Here is a 22,206-nt window from a genome sequence, read left to right on the forward strand (position 1 = left end):
CCCTGAGATTACAAGAAGTGGTGTTTTCGATGAAGATGAAGCAGAAAGAAGAAGTACAGGTTAAATATCCCGGCTCCCGCCAGGCGATGGACGGCAACAGCGCTGTCATCCTATGCGAGCGCGAGTCGTCCGATGCTGCCGGCGCCTATCCCATTACTCCCTCGACACAGATGGGGGAATTCTGGGCGGAAGAGGTCTCCAATGGTCACATCAATATCTCCGAACGGCCCCTCATCTTCATTGAACCCGAGTCGGAACATGCCGCAGCGGCAGTAACCGCCGGCCTGTCAATGACCGGCCTGCGCGCCACCAACTTCTCCTCGGCCCAGGGCGTGGCGTTCATGCACGAATCGCTCTACGCCGCAGCGGGCAAGCGCCTGACCTATGTCCTGAATATCGGCTGCCGTGCGATCACCAAAGCCTCACTGAATGTGCACGCCGGCCATGACGACTACCACTGCGTGGACGACACCGGTTTCTTCCAGATGATGGCCAACGACGCCCAGGGTGCCGCGGACCTGAACCTCATCGCCCACCGCGTGGCGGAGTTGGCCCTGACGCCGGGCATCATCGCCCAGGACGGCTTCCTTACCACCCACCTGATCGAATCCCTGCAGGTCCCGGAACGCGAGCTGATCGCCGAATACCTGGGCCGGCCCGAAGACCTCATCGAGTGTCCCACCCCGGCCCAGAAGATGCTGTTCGGGGAGACCCGTCGTCGCATTCCCCTGACCTGGGATGTGGACAATCCGGTCACCTCCGGCTCGGTCCAGAACCAGGACGCCTACATGCAGACTGTCGCCGCCCAGCGCCCGTTTTTCTACCGGCATATTCCGGCGCTGATGGAACGGGCGATGGAAGAGTACTACCAGCTCACCGGTCGCAAGTATGGACGTATTCACACCTACCAGACGGATGATGCGGACTATCTCATCGTCGGCCAGGGCTCCATGGTGGTACAGGCCGAGGCGGTGGCCGACTATCTGCGAAAGAGCCGCAAGCTGAGGGTGGGTGTGGTCGGCATTACCAGCTTCCGCCCCTTCCCGGGCGATCGACTGGGACAGGTACTCAAAGGCAGAAAGGGGGTTGCCGTGCTGGAGCGAACCGATCAGCCGCTGGCGGAGGACCTGCCGCTGATGCGCGAGCTCCGCGCCACCCTCTCCAAGTGCATCGAAAACCAGTTCGCCGCCAACGGCCAGCTGCCCTGGCCCAATTACGCGGTCTACGCGAAAAACGGGGACATTCCGGTCCTCTACTCCGGCGCCTTCGGCCTTGGCTCCCGCGACCTGCAGCCCGAGGGTCTGATCGCAGCCGTGGAGAACATGCTCGATGACGGCCCCAAAAAGAAATTCTTCTATCTGTCGATCGATTTCCTGCACGACGGCCCCGAAAGCCCCAAACAGGAGCTCTACCAGCAAGAGCTGCTCGAGGCGTACCCGGATATCGGCGACCTCGCCCTGCGCGGTTCGGAAAACCCGAACCTGATGCCCGAAGGTTCGATCACGGTTCGCATGCATTCGGTGGGCGGCTGGGGCGCGGTGACCACCGGCAAAAACCTGGCGATGACCCTGTTCGACCTTCTCGATTACGACATCAAGGCGAACCCGAAATACGGCTCGGAAAAAAAGGGACAGCCGACCACCTATTATCTGTCCGCTGCACCGGAACGCATCAAGATTAGCTGCGAGTACCACTTTGTGGATGCAGTCCTCGCCCCGGACCCGAATGTGTTCGAGCACTCCAACGCCCTGTTCGGGCTCAAAAAGGGTGGCACTTTCGTGGTGCAATCCAGTCTCGACACACCGGAGGCGGTCTGGAACAGCTTTTCCTACTCCACCCGCAAGTTCGTGGTCGAAAACGACGTTCGCATCTTCTATGTGGACGGCTTCGGAATCGCCAAGAGCGAGGCCTCCAACGCCGACCTGCAGTTCCGCATGCAGGGCATCGCCTTCCAGGGCGCCTTTTTCAAGGCCTCTCCGCTGATGGAAGCCGCAAACCTGGATGAAAAATCGCTGTTCCGGGCCATCGAGGATCAGCTGGAGTCGAAATTCGGCTCCAAGGGCCGCCGCGTGGTGGAGGACAATCTGCGAGTGGTCCGTCGCGGCTTTGACGAGTGCACGGAAATCCTCGACAAGCCGCTCGGTGAAGTGAACGCCCTCACCAAAAAACACAAGTCCACGCTGCCGATCACTCTCAAGCGGATGCCGCAGAACCCGGACCGGCTGACCGACATTCATCGATTCTGGGAGTCGACCGGCAATTTCTATGTCTCCGGCCACGGATCTGACAATCTGGCCGATCCCTTCATGAGCCTGTCGTTGATCCCTGCGGCCACCGGGATCTATCGGGACATGACACAGATCCGCTTTGAGTATCCGGACTGGATTCCCGAAAACTGTACGGCCTGCGGGGACTGCTATACCGCCTGCCCCGACAGCGCGATTCCCGGTCTGGTCAATTCCATACCGGAGGTGTTCAACACCGTCATCCAGCGCATCGAGGGAAGCGGCCGCCCTACCCGTCATCTGCGCCGGGCGGTTCGTACCCTGGAGAAGAAACTCCGCTCCGGAATCGAAGCCGACGGTGAAAGCGCCAATGTGCAGCTGCTGATCGACCAGGCCATCGTCGAGACCATCGTCGAATCGGAACTGGAAGCCGAAGCCCTGGAGCGCCTCAACACCGAACTGGAGTGGTTCAAGGAGTCCATCGGCAGTTTCAAGTTTGCCAGTACCAAGCCCTACTTCACCGCCAAAGAGAAGCGTGGCAAGGGTTCCGGCGGCCTCTTCTCGATCACTGTCAATCCGTATACCTGCAAGGGCTGCATGGAGTGCGTCGAGGTCTGCGACGACGCTGCCCTGGTGGCTGTGAAGCAGACCCCCGAATCGGTGGAGCGACTGCGTGAGGAGTGGAACTTCTGGCTCGACCTGCCCACCACGTCACCGGACTACATCCGGGTGGACGACCTGGATGAAGCCATCGGTGCGCTCGATACCATTCTGCTCGACAAGCGCAACTTCGGTTCCCTGATCTGCGGCGACGGTGCCTGTCTCGGGTGTGGCGAAAAGACCGCCATTCACCTGTTCACGGCCACCGTGACGGCGCTGATGCAATCACGGGTCAAGGTTCACCTGGCCAAAATCGAAGACTTGATCCAGCGGTTCGAAAAACACATTCGTCTGAAGCTTGCCGAGTCCATGGACCTGTCCGATACGGGAACCATCACGGCCGTGGTCGACCGGCACCGGGATGTGGACCTCACCCTCTCCCGGCTGTCGGCAGGTCTCGATGAGGACAGGGACAGCAATCCTCTGGATGCCGACTGGCTGAAGTGGGCCACGGATCTGCTGGCACGGCTCAAGGAGCTGAAGTCCAGATACGTCAGCGGACCCAACGGCAACGGCCGCGCCGAGATGGGCATTGTCAACGCTACCGGTTGCACCTCCGTCTGGGGTTCAACCTTCCCCTACAGCCCCTATCCGTTCCCCTGGACCTCACACCTGTTCCAGGACAGCCCCTCCATGGCAATGGGTCTGTTCGAGGGCCATATGCAGAAAATGGCGGACGGTTTCCGGGCCGTGCGCATGGCGGAGCTCGAACTGAAGGGAAACTTCAATCGGGAGACCCATGGGGAATTCTTCAAGTACTTCTCCTGGAAGGACTTCAGCGACGAAGAGTTCAAGCTCTGCCCGCCGGTGGTCTCGGTCGGCGGTGATGGCGCCATGTACGACATCGGATTCCAGAATCTGTCGCGCGCGATGATGTCCGGACTGCCCATCAAGGTGCTGGTCCTCGACACCCAGGTGTACTCCAACACCGGTGGCCAGAGCTGTACATCTGGTTTCGTCGCGCAGGTAGCCGACATGGCGCCATACGGCACAGCGATCCGCGGCAAACAGGAGATCCGCAAGGAGATTTCACTTATCGGCATGGCGCACCGCACCAGTTATGTCATGCAGAGCTCGGTGGCCAATGTGAATCACCTGCTGGAGAGCTATATCGAGGGCCTGAACAGCCGGCGACCGGCACTGTTCAACGTCTACACCACCTGCCAGCCCGAGCACGGCGTAGGTGATGAAGCGACCATGCGTCAGACGAAACTGGCGCTCGATTCCCGCGCCTACCCGATGTTCCGCTTCAATCCGGACCGCGGCACCACGCTGGCGGAGTGCTCCGACATCGACGGCAACCCGGCCATCGAAGAGGATTGGGTCACTTACACCCTGCGCTACGAAGAAGAGGGGCAGCAGAAGAGTCTGGAGGTGCCCCTCACCTTCGCTGACTTTGCCGTGACCGAAGGGCGTTTCCGCAAGCACTTCAAAACGGCGCCGCGGGAGAGCTGGGATGACGACAAGATGGTGCCGGTAGTCGAGTTTCTGGACCTCGACGCGGACGAGCGCGAGGGGAAATTTCCCTATGTGTGGATGGTCGATGGCAAGAACCGTCTCAATCGGGTGCTGGTCTCCCGGGAGATCATCGAGTCCAGCGAAGAGCGTCGTGACTTCTGGCGGCAGTTGAAGGGACTCGTTGGTGCCGACCAGACGGTCGATTTGAACCAGGTCGCCAATGATGCGCGCATCGATATGGCTCAAAAGCTGACCCATAGCCTGCTGGCAATGGCGACCGGCAATGCAGCGAACGGCAATGGCTTCGGGGAAACCCTGGCGGGGCTGCCGGCCAACGGAAACGGCGCACTCCGGTTCGAGAATGGCGCCAACGGCTCGGGCGTGGCCGACACCGATTACGAAGCCGTATGGGTGGAAACCCCCGAATGCACCGCCTGTGACGAATGCATCGAACTCGCCCCCAAAGTGTTCCAGTACAACGACAAGAAACAGGTCGAAGTGATCAACCCGCGAGGGAGTTCCTACAAGGACCTCGTCAAGGCGGCGGAAAAATGCACCGCCGTATGCATTCATCCGGGCACCCCCTGGAATCCGTCCGAGGCGGACGAAAAGCTGTTGAAACGGGCGTCGAAATTCGCATGACCAAGTACACCACAGAGCACACAGAGGAATTTCCTGGAACACTCTCTGTGTTCTCTGTGGTTACAGAACATGGTGTCAGCAATGGGATTTTTTAATTTCATCAGGCGGAAGAGCTTCTCGCACGGTATCCACCCGCCGGATTACAAAGAGGAGACGGCGCACAAGCCGATCCGGCGACTGCCGTTCGCCCCCGAAATGGTCATCCCGCTGTCGCAGCATTTCGGTGCAGCGGCCATTCCGCTGGTGCGGCCGGGTCAGGAAGTTCTTCGCGGTGAACCTGTCGCGCGTGCCGACGGATTCATGTCGGCACCCATTCATGCCCCGGCGACGGGCACAATAGAAGACATACGCCTGATGCCCACGGCGCGTGGCCCCAAGGTGGAGTCCATCATCCTCAAGGCACACCCGGGTGCAAGCCAACGGGTGCTCTACGGTGCCGAACTGGACGTCGATACCCTGAGCGCCGAAGAGCTCGTGAAGGCCGTCCAGGATACCGGCATGGTCGGACTGGGCGGCGCAGGGTTTCCAACCCACGTCAAACTCACGGTTCCTCCGGAGCATCGGGTCGATACGCTGGTGGTCAACGGCTGCGAATGCGAGCCCTACCTGACCACCGACCACCGCATCATGCTCGAGCATACGGATGAACTGATCCGCGGCATCCGCATTGCCCTGCGCGCCAGCGGCACCAGACAGGCAGTAATCGGCATCGAGGACAACAAACCCGATGCCATCGAGGCCATTCGTGAGCGCCTCAAGCCAGAGGACCCGATCGCGGTTCAGGAGGTCCGGACCAAGTACCCGCAGGGTTCGGAAAAATTGCTGATCACTGTGCTGCTGGGACGAGAGGTGCCATCGGGCGGACTTCCTTTTCAGGTGGGTGTCGTGGTCAACAACGTCGGCACCCTGGCCGAGATCGGGCGACTGCTGCCAAAAGGCGAAGGTCTCATCGAGCGCGTGGTCACCATCGCCGGGCCCGAAGTCAAAAAGCCCGGCAATTACCTGGTGCCACTCGGTACACCCCTGCGCTTCATCCTGGAGCAGGTCGGCTATTTTGGTGACGCCGGTCACCTGATCCTGGGCGGACCGATGATGGGGACGAGCGTGGCCTCGCTGGATGTTCCTATCACCAAACCAATCTCCGGCCTGATTGTATTGCCGGAAGAATCCGCCAACGACCACCCCGACCGGGTCTATCCCTGTATCCGATGCGGCACCTGCGTGGATGCCTGCCCGGTACATCTCAATCCGTCACGGCTGGGGCAGCTTGCGGCAAGGCGCCGATACGAGACCATGGCCGTCGAGTTCCATCTGAACGACTGTTTCGAGTGCGGATGCTGTAGCTATGTATGCCCGTCCAACATTCCGCTGGTGCAGTATTTTCGCATCGCCAAGTCCGTCAACCGCGAACGGGCAGCGTAATGAATACGATTGAAAACCACGGGGGGCACGGGGAGCACGGGGAAACCCATTACTTTTGTTGCCGTCCCCGTGTTCCCCGTGGTTAACAAATAGAGAAAACATGGTAGCCAAGGTCGAACTCAAGACATCGCCGCATCTGCGTTCGGCACCCAGTGTCGACCAGATCATGCGCAATGTGGTTTATGCGCTGCTGCCCATCGTGGCATTCGCGATCTACCAGTTCGGATTGTCGGTCCTGGTCCTGACCATCACCGTGGTGGCGTCCTGCCTGGGAACCGAGCGCCTGTTCAATTGGCTGTCGGGGAAACCGAATACCCTGAGTGACTGGAGTGCGGTGATCACCGGACTCCTGTTGGCGTTGACCCTGCCACCCGCCTTCCCGTTGTGGATGGGTGCCGTTGCCGGCTTTACCGCCATCGCCATCGGCAAGGCCCTGTTCGGCGGACTCGGCTTCAATGTATTCAACCCGGCGCTGGTGGGACGCGCTTTCGTCCAGGCCGCATTCCCGGTTGCGATCAGTACCTGGACACCGGCCTTTGCTCCGGGACGCTTCATGGAATTCATTCCATCGACGTTGGCATTGCCCTTCATGAAACCGCCGGCAGTGGATGACTGGATAGCCACGCAGGCGGTTGACACCTTTACCGGCGCAACGCCGCTGGCGCAGTGGAAGTTCGATGGCGAGATCGTGGACAGCTGGAGCCTCTTCAGCGGCATGACTACCGGCTCCAGCGGCGAAACCTCTGCCCTGCTGATCCTGGCTTGCGGCGCCTATCTGGCCCTGCGGCGCATGATGAACTGGCAGATACCCGCTGCCATGCTGCTCGGTGCCGCCCTGACCGCCCTGCCCTTCTGGCTCTACGCACCGGAGACGTACCCCTCGCCGGTGTTCGTCCTTTTCTCCGGCGGACTCATGCTGGGCGCGGTATTCATGGCCTCCGATATGGTCGCCTCACCGGTGACCCCGCGGGGGCTGTGGATCTATGGGCTGTTAATAGGCTTTTTAACAGTCGTGATCCGGTTCTGGGGCGGCCTGCCGGAAGGCGTCATGTACGCCATTCTGCTCGGTAATGCCGCCTCGCCGCTGATCGAATCCATCAGCCAACCGCGGATTTACGGCCAGAAGAATTGATTAACCGCAAAGCTTCCGCTCCTGCTCACGCTCCTCACCTACATCCCTGTAGGCGAAGGCGCAAAGAGCGCAAAGATAATTGGCCGGAAAGGTCACTAACACACAGAGCATCACAGGATGACGCCACAACAACAGATACAACGAGTTCCGGCGCTCCCCTCCAGCAGCAGGCTGATTGGCACACTGGGGGTGATTGCAATGCTCTCCGGTTTTCTGGTCGTGCTGGTGTACGAATACACCCGTCCCTTCATCCTGGAAAACAGACGCGAAGCGATCGAGCGTGCAGTATTTCAGGTCGTGCCCGGAGCAACAGACCATCGTGACTTCGTGGTCAATAACGAGGAGATATTCCCCGCGGATTCGGGCAGGAACGGCACCCTCCTTTATGCCGCATACAACACAGCGGGGGAACTGGAGGGTATCGCTGCCGGCGCCGCGGCTCAGGGCTATGCCGACACCATCCAGCTGCTGTTCGGTTACGAACCCGACTGTGAGTGCATCACCGGTTTTTCCGTACTGCAAATGGCGGAGACGCCGGGGCTGGGTGACCGAATTCTTACCGACGAAGGCTTTCTGTCCAATTTCAACGATCCCGGGCTGGATGCGAGACTGGAGCCGAATCGTAAGGAGTTGGCCAATCCCATCGTCACGGTCAAACACGGCACCAAAGAGCAGCCGTGGGAGATCGATGCTGTCTCCGGAGCCACTGTCACATCCAAAGCGGTGGGCAAGGCACTCAACAATGCCGCGCAGGAACTTCTGCCGAAGCTGTCGCCCCATTTGGACGAACTGCGTAGAGGAGAGGAATCGCAAAGGCACGAAATCGCCGGAGACGCAAACGGGTGAACCATGGCTATCGATTTGAAGAAAAATGAGAGCATAACCGCGGATACCTTTCTCTCGGGACTTTGGCGGGAAAATCCCGTATTCGTGATGCTGCTGGGGATGTGCCCGGTACTTGCGGTGAGTAATTCGGTGATCAATGCCCTTGCCATGGGCCTGGCGACCACCTTTGTGCTGCTGGCCTCTTCGGGCCTCGTATCACTGCTTCGAAGCTTTATCCCGAAACAGGTCAGGATCGCCAGCTACATCGTCATCATCGCGACCTTTGTAACCATCGTGGATTATGTCATCCAGGCCATCAGCCTTGACCTTTACAATCAGTTAGGCGCATTCATTCAACTGATTGTCGCCAACTGCATGATCCTGGGCCGCGCCGAAGCGTTTGCCTCGAAACAGCGCCTCGGCAAGACACTTGTCAACTCCCTGGGGCAGGGGGCCGGCTTTACCTTCGCCCTCCTCTGTCTGGGGTCGGTCAGGGAACTGCTGGGCAACGGCACGCTATTGGGTATCGACCTCTTTGGCGCCAACTTCGAGCCCTGGGTGGTGATGATCCTTCCCCCGGGCGGCTTTTTCGTCCTCGGCGGCTGGCTGCTGCTGTTCAACTGGATGAGGGAACGCAAGGCGCGCAAACTCCGGGAAACAGAAGATGCGGAGGTGGCCCATGCCTGACTCACTCTCGTTCATCTTTCTCAATGCCTTCATTATCAACAACTTTGTGCTGGCACTGTTTCTGGGCATCTGTCCATTCCTGGGCGTATCCGGAAAGCTGCAGACGGCTTGGTCGATGGGCCTTGCTACCGCCCTGGTGATGCTCATCAGTTCGGTTTCGGCCTACGTCATCAATAGTCTGCTGGTGGAGTTCGGTCTCGAATTCCTGCGGCTCATCTGTTACATCGCAGTGATCGCCTCGGCCGTACAGCTGGTGGAAATGGCCATGAAGAAGTTCAGCCCCACGCTGTTCCGGGCACTGGGGATCTTCCTTCCGCTGATCACCACCAACTGCGCCATTTTGGGACTGGCGCTGTTTCAGACTTTCAACGAGTACAACTTCCTGCAGTCGGTCGTCTACAGCCTTGGCGCAGGTGCGGGCTTTATGCTGGCTATCGTGCTGATGGCCGGCCTGCGGGAAAAACTGGAACTGGCGGAGGTGCCGAGCATCAGCCAGGGCGCTGCGATGAGCCTCATGCTGGCGGGCATCCTTTCGCTCTCCTTCATGGGCTTTGCCGGACTCGGTGGGTAGCACTCCAATGCGGAATCAAGTAGCCGAAAACAGGCTTGCACCGCAGAGGCGCAGAGTTCGCCGACGAGTACGCAGGGATTTTTCAAAAGAGGTGCGACTTCAATTCACCGCAAAGGCGCAAAGAGCGCCAGGGAAAAACAGGATTACACCGCGACAGTGGGGATCTAGAGGCACGGTTCGTTGCCACGACTTCCTGGATTCCCGCCTTCGCGGGAATGACAGCCGAACGGTGACTGTGGGCACATGGAAATTTGGCGAACATCTCTGCAAATTGCGCGCCTCTGCTGTGAATTTTTCGCTTTCTTTGCGTCTTTGCGGTTAACCAGAGGGGTTTACTAACCATGATTAATTATTTCTTTGCAATGGGCCTCATCATGCTGCTGCTCTTGGGCTGGGTCTCGGTTCAGCATCTGGCGCGCCTGTTTGCCAAGCGCGATCCGCAGTTTGGAGCCGTCCGCGAGGATGGCGGTGGTTGCGGCACCGGTTGTCTTTGCCGTGGCGGAAGTTCCTGTAAAAGCCGGAACTAACCCAGACTATTCACCGCAAAGACGCAAAGGACGCAAAGCTTTGATTACACCGCACCGTGTATTATCGCCATGGTTCTTCCGTTTCCGTTGTTTTTCGGTTATGTGTGCCGATAAGCAATTGAATATTTGCGCTCTTGGCATCTTTGCGGTGAATTCGTGAAGTCTCCGGGCTAATTGGCTCAATTCGCCGCGAGGAACCTTTGATCTCTTTGCGGCTAAACGTTTTATCGACGATGTGGGGGAGTAACGTGGCGGACGAATACATCATCTGGTTCGACAAACTGGGCATGGACGACGTGGCACGGGTCGGCGGCAAGAACGCATCCCTTGGGGAAATGATCAGCGGGCTGGCGTCCGCCGGTGTGCGCGTACCGGGAGGATTCGCAACCACTGCCCATGCCTTTCGTGACTTTTTGCGCCACGACCGCCTGGCGGATCGCATCGACGGGCTGCTGGAAAAACTCGACGTGGAAGATGTCGATGCGCTGGTCGAGACCGGTGCCACCATTCGGCAGTGGATCATCGACACGCCCTTTCCTGAGCCCCTGCATGCCGCCATCACCTCGGCCTACGGGAGGATGGCCGGTGAACACCAGGGCGAGTTGGCGGTGGCGGTGCGCTCCTCGGCGACCGCCGAAGATCTTCCCGACGCCAGCTTTGCGGGTCAGCAGGAGACGTTCCTGAACGTCCGGGGCCTCGACGATGTACTGATCGCCGTGAAGCATGTGTTTGCTTCCCTCTATAACGATCGAGCCATCGCTTATCGCGTGCACCAGAACTTCACTCATGCGGAGGTGGCGCTTTCGGCAGGTATCCAGCGCATGGTGCGCTCGGATATCGGGGCCGCCGGCGTGATGTTCACCCTCGATACCGAGTCCGGGTTCCGGGATGTGGTCTTTATCACCGGAGCCTATGGCCTCGGCGAGACCGTGGTTCAGGGCGCGGTCAACCCTGATGAGTTCTATGTCTACAAGCCAACTCTCGCCAAGGGTAATCCGGCCGTGCTTAGCCGCGCACCGGGCACCAAGGCCATAAAGATGGTCTACAGCGACCAGGCAGGGCATGGTAATTCCGTGAAGACAGTCGACGTGGACGAGGAAGAGCGGCTTCGCTTCTGTCTCACCGATGCACAGGTGGAGGAGCTGGCACGCCAAGCCATGACCATCGAAAAGCACTACCGACGGCCGATGGATATCGAGTGGGCGCTCGATGGCGAAGAGGGTGCGCTCTATATCGTACAGGCACGTCCGGAGACGGTGAAAAGCCGGGGCGGACAGGTGATTGAGCGCTACAGCCTGAAAAAACCCGGGGTGGTTCTGGCCTCCGGCCGCGCTATCGGGCAGAAGATCGGAACCGGCCCCGCACGGGTGATCAAAAACGTCAAAGAGATGAACCGGGTCCAGCACGGCGATGTTCTGGTTACCGACATGACCGATCCCGACTGGGAGCCGGTCATGAAACGGGCGGCGGCGATTGTCACCAATCGGGGGGGCCGGACCTGTCATGCAGCGATCATCGCCCGTGAGCTGGGGATCCCCGCCGTAGTCGGCACCGGCGACGCCAGCTCACTTATCACGGAGGGTCAGAAGGTCACGGTCTCCTGTGCCGAGGGGGATACCGGCTACATCTACAAAGGGCAACTGGCCTTCGAGGTCAAGACCGCACACGCCGACAAAATGCCCGACCTGCCGGTCAAGATCATGATGAACGTCGGCAATCCGGGCCGCGCCTTCGATTTCGCCAACCTGCCCAACGCGGGGGTCGGCCTGGCCCGCCTCGAATTCATCATCAACGCCATGATCGGGGTCCATCCCCGGGCGCTTCTGGAATTCGAAAAGCAGCCACCGGAGCTCCAGGAGCAGATCCGCAAGAAAATGGCAGGCTACGCGACTCCCGTGGACTTCTATGTCGAAAAGCTGGCCGAGGGCATCAGCACGCTGGCGGCAGCCTTTTACCCGCAGCCGGTCATCGTCCGCATGTCGGATTTCAAGTCCAACGAATACGCCAATCTGCTGGGCGGCAGCCGATACGAGCCTCAGGAAGAGAATCCCATGATTGGATTCCGCGGCGCTGCACGGTATCTCTCCGAGACTTTCCGCCCCTGCTTCGACCTCGAGTGCCGGGCGCTTCGCAAGGTGCGGGACGAAATGGGACTCACCAATGTGGAGGTCATGATCCCCTTCGCCCGGACCGTGGACGAGGCGAAAGGCGTGATCGACCTGTTGAGGGAGAACGGACTGGAGCGGGGCAAGAACGGGTTGCGGGTGATCATGATGTGCGAAATCCCGTCAAACGCGATCCTCGCGGACGAATTCCTGGAACACTTCGATGGCTTCTCTATCGGCTCCAATGATCTGACCCAGTTGACGCTGGGTCTGGATCGCGACTCGGGGTTGATCGCATCCTTGTTCGATGAACGCAACGCGGCCGTCAAGAGACTCTTCTCCATGGCCATTGAGGCGTGCCGCAAACAGGGAAAATACATCGGTATCTGCGGGCAAGGTCCATCCGATTACCCGGACCTTGCAAAGTGGCTGTTTGATCGCGGCATCAGCAGCATCTCACTGAATCCCGATACCGTGATCGAGACCTGGCTACACCTGGCCGGCAAAACGGTCGACGAAGAGGACAACGCAACGGCAGGAGGATCCGTCGCCTGACCTGCCACAATCATAAACCCCTGTAGGTCAGCCTTCAGGCCGTCATCAAGTTGGACCCGGCCACCAGCCCATAGGGCGTGCCGGCTGTCCATCTGTAGGTCGGCCTTCAGGCCGTCATCGAGTTGGACGGCTACCTTGGTGGACACAAAGATCGAAAAACCGGACGGCCCAAGGCCGTGTTCGCCCAGAGGGCTGGGCTCCTACGAAAAACCGGAGGCACTGGCCGGTAGAGCCCATGGATTGCATCGCAAGACGGAACTGCATGTCTTGCGCTGCAAGACATGAAGTCTCGGGGATTGGTCCATTATTGCGCCAAACAAATTCCTTTTGGCACAATAAGTTGCATGCAATCCATATCAGGAGGCGCGCCCCCGCGGCGATTTTCGTCACGGTCAGTGTCGTGCCGGGCGACCTCCTGCCGGAAACAAAGGCAATAGTCCCCGTCGGAGCTACACCGGCAGGAGCCGGCAGTGTTAATAAAAGATCAGGGTAAACGTCTTGGCGATCTCCGATCGGCCTTGACCCCTGCAATTTCCCACAGGAGACTTTCTATCTCCGTGTTCCCAGTGGTTAATTCTATGCGCCGTTCCGTTTTCTTCCTGTCCGATCACACCGGCATTACCGCCGAGACGCTGGGCCGTAGCCTGTTGACCCAGTTTGACGGGATCGATTTTCACCAGACCAGCTGGCCTTTTCTCGACAACATCGAAAAGGCCGAAAGTGCAGTGAGCCGCATAAACCGGGCTGCCCGTGAGGACGGCTGCCGCCCGCTGGTGTTCTCGACCATCGTCGATACGGAGGTACGCAAGGTCATCCTCGCCTGCCGGGGCGCCGTATTCGATTTTTTCGATGCCTTTAACGACAGACTGGAGAGCGAACTGGGACAACCGGCACTGCATGTCACCGGCCGTTCCCACGGCATCAGGGATTTTCAGCGCTACACATCCCGTATCGATGCACTCAACTTTTCGCTGGCCAATGATGACGGACTGATGGCCAGCAACTATCCCGCCTCGGACATCATTCTGATCGGCGTTTCCCGCTCGGGAAAGACGCCCACCTGCCTCTATCTGGCGCTGCAGTACGGCGTGCTCGCGGCCAATTACCCGCTGACCGAGGATGATCTCAAGGAGGGCCTGCTTCCAAAAGCACTCGCTCCCTACCGTGATCGCCTTTTCGGGCTGACGATAGACCCTGACCGTCTGCATCGAATTCGAACGGAACGCTATCCCGACAGCCGTTATTCTCAGCTAAAGCAGTGCCGATTCGAGATCGATACTGTCGAGTCCCTTTACCGTCGGGAGGCAATACCGTTTCTCAACACCACCTCCATGTCCATTGAGGAAATCGCCGCCACCATCATGCAACGGGCTGGTATTCAGCGCCGTCTGTATGGCTAAGAACCTGTCCAAGAATAGCGGCCGTCACCCACGTGTTCGGGTTTCCTGCAGACACAAAAAAAGCCCGCGAGACGGGCTTTTTTGTAATAGTCAGCCCCGATGTCACCTATGTGTCAGCTGGGGCCAGAGATGAAAAAACCCGGATGAGGTCCGGGTTTTTAAGTTGCTGTTTTTATCAGCTTTTATATGGTCGGAGCGGGGAGATTCGAACTCCCGACCCCCACAACCCCATTGTGGTGCGCTACCAGGCTGCGCTACGCTCCGAAAACCGGTCTTCCCGTCGGGAAGCGCGGTATGATACACAACTGAAAGAAAAACCGAAACATGAATCGGTCAATGTTTCAGGATATCCAGCACCCCTTCAAGCTCCATGCGGATCTGGCGGATGATCTGCTGACTCTGTTGTGAATCGGCCTTGGCCGGCTCACTCTCGAGCTGTTGCCGCGCACCGCCGATGGTAAATCCCTGTTCGTAGAGCAGGCTGCGGATCTGGCGGATCATCATGACATCCTGCCGCTGGTAGTAACGGCGGTTGCCCCGCCGTTTTACCGGCTTCAGTTGCGGGAATTCCTGCTCCCAATATCGCAGCACATGCGGCTTTACGGCACAGAGTTCGCTGACTTCGCCGATGGCAAAATAACGTTTTCCCGGGATGGGCGGAAGCTCGTTATTGTTGCTGGGTTCCAGCATAAGCCTCTACCCGCTGCTTGAGTTTCTGACCGGGACGGAAGGTCACCACCCGACGGGCCGTGATGGGGATCTCTTCGCCGGTCTTGGGGTTGCGACCCGGTCGCTGTTTCTTGTCACGAAGATCGAAATTACCGAACCCCGACAACTTGACCTGCTGTCCCTCTTCCAGTGCCCTTCGAATCTCCTCGAAGAACATCTCGACGAGCTCCTTCGCCTCGCGTTTATTGAGGCCGAGCTCTTCGAACAATTGTTCCGCAATCGCTGCTTTGGTAAGCGCCATATCACTCTCTCAATGAAGCGCCCAGCTGGTTGCCAAGCGTTGTCACTACTCCGTCGATGACGGCGTCGACTTCTTCGTCGGTTAGAGTGCGTGATTGCGACTGCAAGGTCAAGCGTAAGGCCAGACTTTTTCTACTGGAATCAATGTGTTCGCCCTCATAGACGTCAAAAAACTTTAACTCACGCAGGATCTCGGGAGCAGCTGCGCGGGCGCACTCCGCCACCTTTGCGGCCGGCATGTCCCGCTCCACGACAACGGCGATATCACGGCGGATGGCCGGAAAACGCGACAATTCGTGGAATTGGGGCAGCCGTCCATGGGTAACGGCATCAAGCCGCACCTCAAAGATAAAAGCCCGCGCCGACAGGTCGAGGCTGGCTTCGACAGAGGGATGCAGCGCCCCTATCCAGCCAATCGCCTCACCGTCGAGCCGGATGAGGGCCGACTGACCCGGATGCAGTGCCGGATGTTCAGCCGCTTCAAACGTCACATTCTCAGCCCGGCCGGACAGATGGAACAGTTCCTCGACGTCGCCTTTGACGTCGAAGAAATCCACCGGTCGATTGGGGCTGCCCCACTGTTCCGGCAAGGCGCTGCCCGCGACCACTCCGGCGAGCATCGGCTCCTGACGGGTCTCTTCCCCCGAACGCAGAAACCGCAGCCCGGTTTCAAACAGGCGAACACGCCCCTGCTGACGGTTCAGATTGCGGATCAGCGCCGGGATCAGTCCTGACCAGAGCGTCGTGCGCATCACGGAAAGGTCAGCGGAGATGGGGTTGGCCAGCGGTATTGCGTCGGCCTCCGGGTCCAAAACCTCCTGGACACGGGGCTCGACGAAGCTGTAGGTAATCGCTTCCTGGTAACCGCGATCCACCAGGAGACGACGCAGGCGCGTCAGCGGCACCTCGGCTTCCGGCTCGGTACGCATAACCAGTGGCGCAGTGGGCGCGCAACCCGGCAGGTTGTTGTATCCGACCACCCGCGCCACCTCTTCGATCAGATCCTCCTCAATACGAATATCGAAGCGGAAACTGGGGGGCGTCACCATCCAGCCGGCGTCGATCGAAGTCACTCCCATATCGAGACGCTCGAGCACATCCTGGACCTGCCCGGCAGGGATTTCGCTACCGAGTACCCGGGTAATCCGTTGGTGGCGTATCGCAACCGGTGTCCGCGCTGGAAGATACTCTTCGGAGACCACTTCAATGACCGGCCCCGGCCTGCCGCCGGTAATCCCAAGCAGTAACTCGGTGGCGCGCTCAATCGCACACTGCTGCAGCTGCGCGTCCACGCCGCGCTCGAATCGGTGAGACGAGTCGGTATGCAGGCCATAGCCCCGTGCCCGTCCGGCAATCCGGGTGGGTTCGAAAAAAGCACTCTCCAAAAAGATATCCCGGGTCTGCTCCGAAACCCCGGAGGCCTCTCCCCCCATGATACCCGCTAGTGCCAGCGGGCCGCTGCCGTCGGCAATGACCAGATCCTCACTGCTCAGCGTGATTTTTTCACCAGTCAGCAGTACGAGAGTTTCCCCCTCTTCCGCCTTTCGCACCCAAATGCCGCTCCGTAACCGATTCAGGTCGAAGCCATGCATCGGCTGCCCCAATTCGAGCAGAACGTAATTGGTAACGTCAACGACCGGCCCGAGCGAACGGATGCCGCTGCGGCGTAACCGTTCACGCATCCAGACGGGGGTTTCGGCGGTCGCATCGATCCCGCGGATCACTCGTCCCACATAACGGGCGCAATCCACCGGCGCATCGACTTCAACCGGGAAGGTGTCCTCTATGACCGGACTGACACTTTCCATGTGAGGCCCATTGACGTCCATCCGATTGAGGGCTCCCACTTCACGGGCAATACCGACAATGCTCAGGCAGTCTGCACGGTTGGGTGTCAGGCCCAGCTCGATACTGACGTCATCCAGTTCCAGGTAGTCGCGGATGCTGGTGCCGATCGGCGCATCGGCCTGCAGTTCCATCAGCCCATCAGAGGCTTCGGCAAGTCCCAGCTCCTTGGCAGAGCAGAGCATTCCCCGGGAGGGAACGCCGCGAAGCTTGGCCTTCTTGATCTTGAAGTCGCCGGGCAGACGGGCGCCGACCACGGCGGTGGGAACACGCATGCCCTCGTGGACGTTGGAGGCACCGCAGACGATATCCAGAGGTTCGCCCTCTCCCACATCCACTTTGCACACCCGAAGCTTGTCCGCATCCGGATGAGGCTCGACATGGAGCACGTGACCCACAACGACACCGTCAAAGGCCGGTGCCGCCGGCTCGATGGCGTCGACCTCCAGACCCGCCATCGTCAACTGGTCGGCCAGCTCCCGGGTGGATACCCGGGGGTCAACCCACTCCCGCAACCATCTCTCGCTGAATCGCATAGGTTCGAATCTTGTAAGCCGTGTTATTAGAGCCCGGTGGGATTACCGGAACTGTTCCAAAAAGCGAAGGTCGTTCTCGAAGAAGAGCCGCAGGTCATTAACGCCGTAGCGCAGGAGCGTCAGGCGCTCTACCCCCACGCCGAAGGCGAAACCCGTATACCGCTCACTATCGAGCCCGGCGTGGCGGAATACTTCCGGATGGATCATGCCGCAGCCAAGGATCTCGATCCAGCCGGTATGGCTGCACAGGCGGCATCCCGAACCGCCGCACTCCACACACTGCACATCCACCTCCGCCGACGGTTCGGTGAAGGGGAAATAGGAGGGGCGAAAACGCACGGCCAGTTCCTGTTCGAAAAAGTTACGAAGAAATTCGTCGAGGATGCCCTTCAGATCGGCAAAGGTGGTGCATTCATCCACCATGAAGCCTTCCACCTGATGGAACATGGGGGTGTGGGTCAGATCCGAATCACAGCGATAGGCGCGGCCAGGGGCGATCACCCGAAAAGGCGGTTCCCGCCCCTCCATCACCCGAATCTGCACCGGAGAGGTGTGGGTACGCAGTACCGTGTGTTCATCAAAATAGAAGGTGTCGTGCATGGCCCGCGCCGGGTGCGACTCCGGGATATTCAGGGCCTCGAAGTTGTGATAATCGTCTTCGATCTCGGGGCCTTCTGCCACCTCGAACCCGAGCTGTCCGAACAGATGCTCAATCCGTTCCAGTGTCCGGGTGACCGGATGCACGCCCCCTGTGGACTGACCACGGCCGGGCAGCGTCACGTCCACCGCCTCGGCAGCCAGCCGCGTCTGCACTTCAGCGACCTGCATCGCCTCCTTCCGAGCCTGTATCGACTGCTGCACGGACTGCTTGGCCTTGTTTATGGCCTGCCCGGCTGCAGGGCGCTCTTCCGGGGACAGTTTGCCAAGCTGCTTCATTCGTTCGGTGAACAGCCCCTTTTTGCCCAGGAAGCGGACACGCACTTCATCAATGGCTGCGAGGTCCTCCGCGGCCTCGATGGCACTTCCGGCTTCGGTTACCAGCTTGTCGAGATCGGTTTGCACGTTCTTACCCTGGTGTTAAATGGCGCGGGCGTAACCAGCACCCCCGGCACCCAAACAGAAAAGGGGAAGGCATTGGCAGCCTTCCCCTTTTCCTCGATCTGGCGTCGGACCGTCATGGTGACTGTGATCGGACAGCCTCCTGGCCCCGGCAAAAGGTGCGGTTTACGCTGCCAGCGCTGCCTTCGCCTTATCCGCCAGGGCGCCAAAGGCAGCCTTGTCGAAAACAGCGATATCAGCCAGCACCTTGCGGTCGACTTCCACGTTGGCTTTCTTCAGGCCGTTGATGAAGCGGCTATAGGAGAGTCCACACTCGCGCGAAGCAGCATTGATACGCACGATCCACAGGTTGCGGAACTGGCGTTTACGCTGACGGCGATCGCGATAGGCATACTGACCGGCCTTGATGACCGCCTGCTTGGCAACGCGGAATACATTCTTGCGACGGCCGTAGTAACCCTTGGCCTGAGAAAGAATCTTTTTATGCTTGGCGCGTGCGTTGACGCCACGTTTAACTCTGGGCATTGCTCGTCATCTCCCCTTTAACTGTACGGAAGCATTTTCGCCACGAGACGTACATCCGCCTCATGAACGGTGCTGGGCGAACGCAGTTGGCGTTTCCGCTTCGTGCTCTTCTTGGTGAGGATATGACGGCGGTGCGACTGGTTACGCTTGAACCCGCCCGAGGCGGTGCGCTTGAAGCGCTTGGCCGCGCCCCGATTGGTTTTCATCTTTGGCATGTCTTTCCAAAACTCCGCATTTTCATTTCATTACGCGTACGTTTGTGACCGGGCACCTTACGGCAGACGGTAGCACGCAGTGGATAGGCAACGGCTGCCTATTGCTTCTTCTTGGGGACGATGATCATGATCATTTGCCGCCCCTCCATTTTCGGGAACTGCTCGACGACCCCGAGACCCTCGAGATCCGCTTCAACCCGTTTTAGGAGTTTGCGACCTAGATCCTGATGGGCCATTTCACGACCGCGAAACCGCAGTGTGACCTTGACCCTGTCCCCGGCTTCAAGGAAACGCACCAGGTTGCGCAGTTTTACCTGGTAGTCTCCTATGTCCGTTCCCGGACGGAACTTCACTTCTTTCAGTTGGACCTGTTTCTGCTTCTTTTTGGCCGCCTGCTTCTTCTTGTTCTCTTCAAAGATGAATTTACCGTGATCCATGATACGGCAAACCGGCGGCTTGGCCTCGGGGGCCACTTCCACCAAATCCATGTCCACATCGGCGGCGGCGCTTAACGCCTCCTCAATGGACACAACTCCGACCTGATTGGAATCCTGATCTATGAGGCGGACTTCAGGTACTCTGATTTGATCGTTCAGACGCACCTGTTTATCTTTGGCAGCGATCCTTTAACCCTCCAAAACATTACGACCGCGGCTTGCGATCTCGGCGGCGAGGCCTTCGGCAAAGTCATCAATCGACATGGAACCGAGGTCCTTACCACCACGCGTACGCACGGCCACAGTTTTATTTTCAACCTCTCGATCCCCGATCACGAGCATATAGGGGACCCGTTGCAGCGTGTGCTCCCGAATTTTAAAGCCGATTTTCTCGTTTCTCAAGTCAGTTTTCACCCGAAAGCCGCTATTTTCAAGGACTTTGGCAATTTCAGCGACAAAATCGGCCTGACTATCGGTAATATTCGCCGCCACCACCTGCACGGGAGCGAGCCAGGCGGGGAATTGACCGGCGTAATGCTCAATGAGAATGCCGATAAACCGTTCCAGAGAACCCAGAATAGCCCGATGCAGCATAACCGGCACCTGTTTATCGCCATTTTCATCAATATAATGCGCCCCCAGACGGCCCGGCATGGAGAAATCCACCTGGATGGTACCGCACTGCCAAACCCGCTCGAGGCAGTCTTTTAACGAAAACTCGATTTTGGGACCATAGAACGCCCCCTCGCCTGGTTGCAGGTCCCAGTCCAAACCCTTGTTGTTCAGGGCCCGCTCCAGGGCGTGCTCCGCCTTGTCCCAAACCTCATCGGAACCCACCCGCTGCTCGGGACGGGTCGAGAGCTTGATGATGACGTCCGTGAAGCCGAAGTCTGCATAGACCTGATGCAGGAGGTCGATAAACGCCGACACCTCCTCCTGAATCTGCTTTTCGGTACAGAAGATATGGGCATCATCCTGCGTGAAGCCGCGCACCCGCATCAGCCCATGCAGAGTACCGGAAGGCTCGTTTCGATGACAGGAGCCGAATTCCGCCATGCGCAGCGGCAGATCCCGGTAGCTCTTGAGCCCCTGATTGAAGATCTGCAGATGGCAGGGACAGTTCATCGGTTTGATGGCGAAGGTCCGCTTCTCCGATTCGGTGGTGAACATGTCCTCGCGGAACTTCTCCCAGTGCCCCGACTTTTCCCACAAGGAGCGATCGGCGAGCAACGGGGTACGCACTTCCTGATAGCTGTGCTTGCGCAGCACCTGGCGGATATACTGCTCCACCTGCTGATAGAGGATCCAGCCACGGTCATGCCAGAACACCATGCCCGGGGCCTCTTCCTGGGTGTGGAAGAGCTCCTGCTGACGGCCGATCTTGCGGTGATCGCGTTTCTCCGCCTCTTCCAGACGGTGCAAGTACTGCTTCAACTCCTTTTTATTACGCCACGCCGTCCCGTAGATGCGCTGCAGCATCTCGTTACTGGAGTCGCCACGCCAGTAAGCACCGGCGAGCTTCATCAGCTTGAAGGCCTTCAGCTTGCCGGTGGAGGGCACATGCGGACCACGGCAAAGGTCGACGAAGTCGCCCTGCCGGTAGAGCGAGATGTCTTCGCCTTTGGGGATCTCTTCAATGATTTCGGCCTTGTACTGCTCTCCCATCCTGCGGAAAAACTCCACGGCCTCATCCCTCGGCATCACGTCGCGCTGGACGGGGAGGTCCTCCTGAGCCAGCTCCGACATCCGCTTCTCGATGGCCTGCAGGTCTTCCGGCGTGAAGCTCTTCTCCCGGGCGAAATCATAATAGAAGCCATCCTCGACCACCGGGCCAATGGTCACCTGGGTTTCGGGGAAGAGCTCCTTGACGGCCTGCGCCAGGAGGTGTGCGGTGGAGTGCCGGATAACATCCAGCCCTGCCTCATCCTTTTCGGTGACGATCGCCAGTTCGGCATCATGGTCGATGGTAAAATCCGTATCCACCAGCCGACCATCCACTTTGCCCGCCAAAGCCGCCTTGGCCAGACCGGGGCCTATATCAGCGGCAACATCATGGATGGAGACCGGATGATCGAACTCGCGCCGTGAGCCGTCTGGGAGGGTAATCGTGGGCATGAATCTTCCTGTCAGTTTCAGTGGTGGTCCATACGAGAGACCACGTGACAAAACAAAAAGCACTGACCCTGAGCACAGTGCTTTTAGCCGATCGGTGGGCATGCGGCTTTCCGCCTCGAACCCTATACGGCGGCAAAACGGAGCCGATTCGGCCGGCTAGTCTATCGTTTTGGCTGACGGGTTGTCAAAAGACGGAGGCGAAGGAAAGGCAACCGCATACTTTGATGCGAGTGATGCAAGTGCTTGATATCAGGTCGTCGGCGGCACGACTGCATGGAGCAGAAGCTAGAACAACG

Annotated in this window: 17 protein-coding genes and 1 tRNA gene; 9 read left to right on the top strand and 9 right to left on the bottom strand. The window is 59.0% G+C overall.

Features of this window, described 5'->3' with window-relative positions; translation table 11 throughout:
• The first annotated feature begins 29 nt into the window (after positions 1-29).
• The 9 genes from Q7L05_RS01655 to ppsR all read left to right on the top strand — a co-directional run bounded on the left by Q7L05_RS01655 (position 30) and on the right by ppsR (position 14,209).
• Complete coding sequence (locus Q7L05_RS01655; protein WP_303901074.1) at positions 30-4,985, top strand: 2-oxoacid:acceptor oxidoreductase family protein; 4,956 nt, start codon at positions 30-32, stop codon at positions 4,983-4,985.
• An 81-nt stretch (positions 4,986-5,066) separates the two neighbouring features.
• Positions 5,067-6,407, top strand: a complete 1,341-nt coding sequence (rsxC, locus tag Q7L05_RS01660) for an electron transport complex subunit RsxC (RefSeq protein ID WP_303901076.1) — start codon at positions 5,067-5,069, stop codon at positions 6,405-6,407.
• A gap of 100 nt (positions 6,408-6,507) precedes the next feature.
• Positions 6,508-7,539, top strand: coding sequence for an RnfABCDGE type electron transport complex subunit D (locus Q7L05_RS01665; RefSeq protein ID WP_303901078.1), 1,032 nt, complete (start codon positions 6,508-6,510; stop codon positions 7,537-7,539).
• Between the two features lie 117 nt (positions 7,540-7,656).
• Positions 7,657-8,385 carry an FMN-binding protein gene (locus Q7L05_RS01670; RefSeq protein ID WP_303901080.1) on the top strand — a complete coding sequence of 243 codons (729 nt, stop codon included), beginning with the start codon at positions 7,657-7,659 and terminating at the stop codon, positions 8,383-8,385.
• Between the two features lie 3 nt (positions 8,386-8,388).
• Positions 8,389-9,051, top strand: coding sequence for an electron transport complex subunit RsxE (rsxE, locus tag Q7L05_RS01675; RefSeq protein ID WP_303901082.1), 663 nt, complete (start codon positions 8,389-8,391; stop codon positions 9,049-9,051).
• A complete protein-coding gene (locus tag Q7L05_RS01680) occupies positions 9,044-9,622 on the top strand; it encodes an electron transport complex protein RnfA (protein ID WP_303901084.1) in 579 nt (192 codons plus the stop codon). The genes rsxE and Q7L05_RS01680 overlap by 8 nt, the downstream gene beginning before the upstream one ends.
• A 341-nt stretch (positions 9,623-9,963) precedes the next feature.
• On the top strand, positions 9,964-10,149 hold the full coding sequence (locus Q7L05_RS01685; RefSeq protein ID WP_303901086.1) for a hypothetical protein: 186 nt from the start codon (positions 9,964-9,966) through the stop codon (positions 10,147-10,149).
• Positions 10,150-10,382: 233 nt separating this feature from the next.
• Positions 10,383-12,809, top strand: a complete 2,427-nt coding sequence (gene ppsA, locus Q7L05_RS01690) for a phosphoenolpyruvate synthase (RefSeq protein ID WP_303901088.1) — start codon at positions 10,383-10,385, stop codon at positions 12,807-12,809.
• A 578-nt stretch (positions 12,810-13,387) separates the two neighbouring features.
• Entirely contained in the window at positions 13,388-14,209 is an 822-nt protein-coding gene (ppsR, locus tag Q7L05_RS01695) for a posphoenolpyruvate synthetase regulatory kinase/phosphorylase PpsR (RefSeq protein WP_303901090.1), read from the top strand.
• Positions 14,210-14,396: 187 nt separating this feature from the next.
• Here the strand turns inward: ppsR and Q7L05_RS01700 are convergent.
• From Q7L05_RS01700 to thrS, 9 genes are all read right to left on the bottom strand, one after another.
• Positions 14,397-14,473 (bottom strand) — tRNA-Pro (locus Q7L05_RS01700).
• Between the two features lie 69 nt (positions 14,474-14,542).
• The gene (locus Q7L05_RS01705) at positions 14,543-14,899 is read right to left on the bottom strand and encodes a MerR family transcriptional regulator (RefSeq protein ID WP_303901092.1); all 357 of its coding nucleotides are present in this window, start codon (positions 14,897-14,899) and stop codon (positions 14,543-14,545) included.
• Positions 14,877-15,179, bottom strand: a complete 303-nt coding sequence (ihfA, locus tag Q7L05_RS01710) for an integration host factor subunit alpha (RefSeq protein ID WP_092991467.1) — start codon at positions 15,177-15,179, stop codon at positions 14,877-14,879. The genes Q7L05_RS01705 and ihfA overlap by 23 nt, the downstream gene beginning before the upstream one ends.
• 1 nt (position 15,180) lies before the next feature.
• On the bottom strand, positions 15,181-17,559 hold the full coding sequence (gene pheT / locus Q7L05_RS01715) for a phenylalanine--tRNA ligase subunit beta (protein WP_303901095.1): 2,379 nt from the start codon (positions 17,557-17,559) through the stop codon (positions 15,181-15,183).
• A 42-nt stretch (positions 17,560-17,601) separates the two neighbouring features.
• Complete coding sequence (gene pheS / locus Q7L05_RS01720; protein WP_303901097.1) at positions 17,602-18,621, bottom strand: phenylalanine--tRNA ligase subunit alpha; 1,020 nt, start codon at positions 18,619-18,621, stop codon at positions 17,602-17,604.
• Positions 18,622-18,783: 162 nt separating this feature from the next.
• Positions 18,784-19,143: a 50S ribosomal protein L20 gene (gene rplT / locus Q7L05_RS01725; protein WP_303901099.1), complete on the bottom strand. Its 360-nt coding sequence runs from the start codon at positions 19,141-19,143 to the stop codon at positions 18,784-18,786.
• Positions 19,144-19,160: 17 nt separating this feature from the next.
• Positions 19,161-19,358 carry a 50S ribosomal protein L35 gene (rpmI, locus tag Q7L05_RS01730; protein WP_303901101.1) on the bottom strand — a complete coding sequence of 66 codons (198 nt, stop codon included), beginning with the start codon at positions 19,356-19,358 and terminating at the stop codon, positions 19,161-19,163.
• A 98-nt stretch (positions 19,359-19,456) separates the two neighbouring features.
• Positions 19,457-19,981, bottom strand: coding sequence for a translation initiation factor IF-3 (gene infC / locus Q7L05_RS01735; RefSeq protein ID WP_303901178.1), 525 nt, complete (start codon positions 19,979-19,981; stop codon positions 19,457-19,459).
• Positions 19,982-19,984: 3 nt separating this feature from the next.
• Complete coding sequence (gene thrS, locus Q7L05_RS01740; protein WP_303901103.1) at positions 19,985-21,910, bottom strand: threonine--tRNA ligase; 1,926 nt, start codon at positions 21,908-21,910, stop codon at positions 19,985-19,987.
• Between the last annotated feature and the right edge of the window lie 296 nt (positions 21,911-22,206).

Source organism: Thiohalomonas denitrificans (assembly GCF_016841685.1).
In the GTDB taxonomy this organism is placed as follows: domain Bacteria; phylum Pseudomonadota; class Gammaproteobacteria; order Thiohalomonadales; family Thiohalomonadaceae; genus Thiohalomonas; species Thiohalomonas denitrificans_A.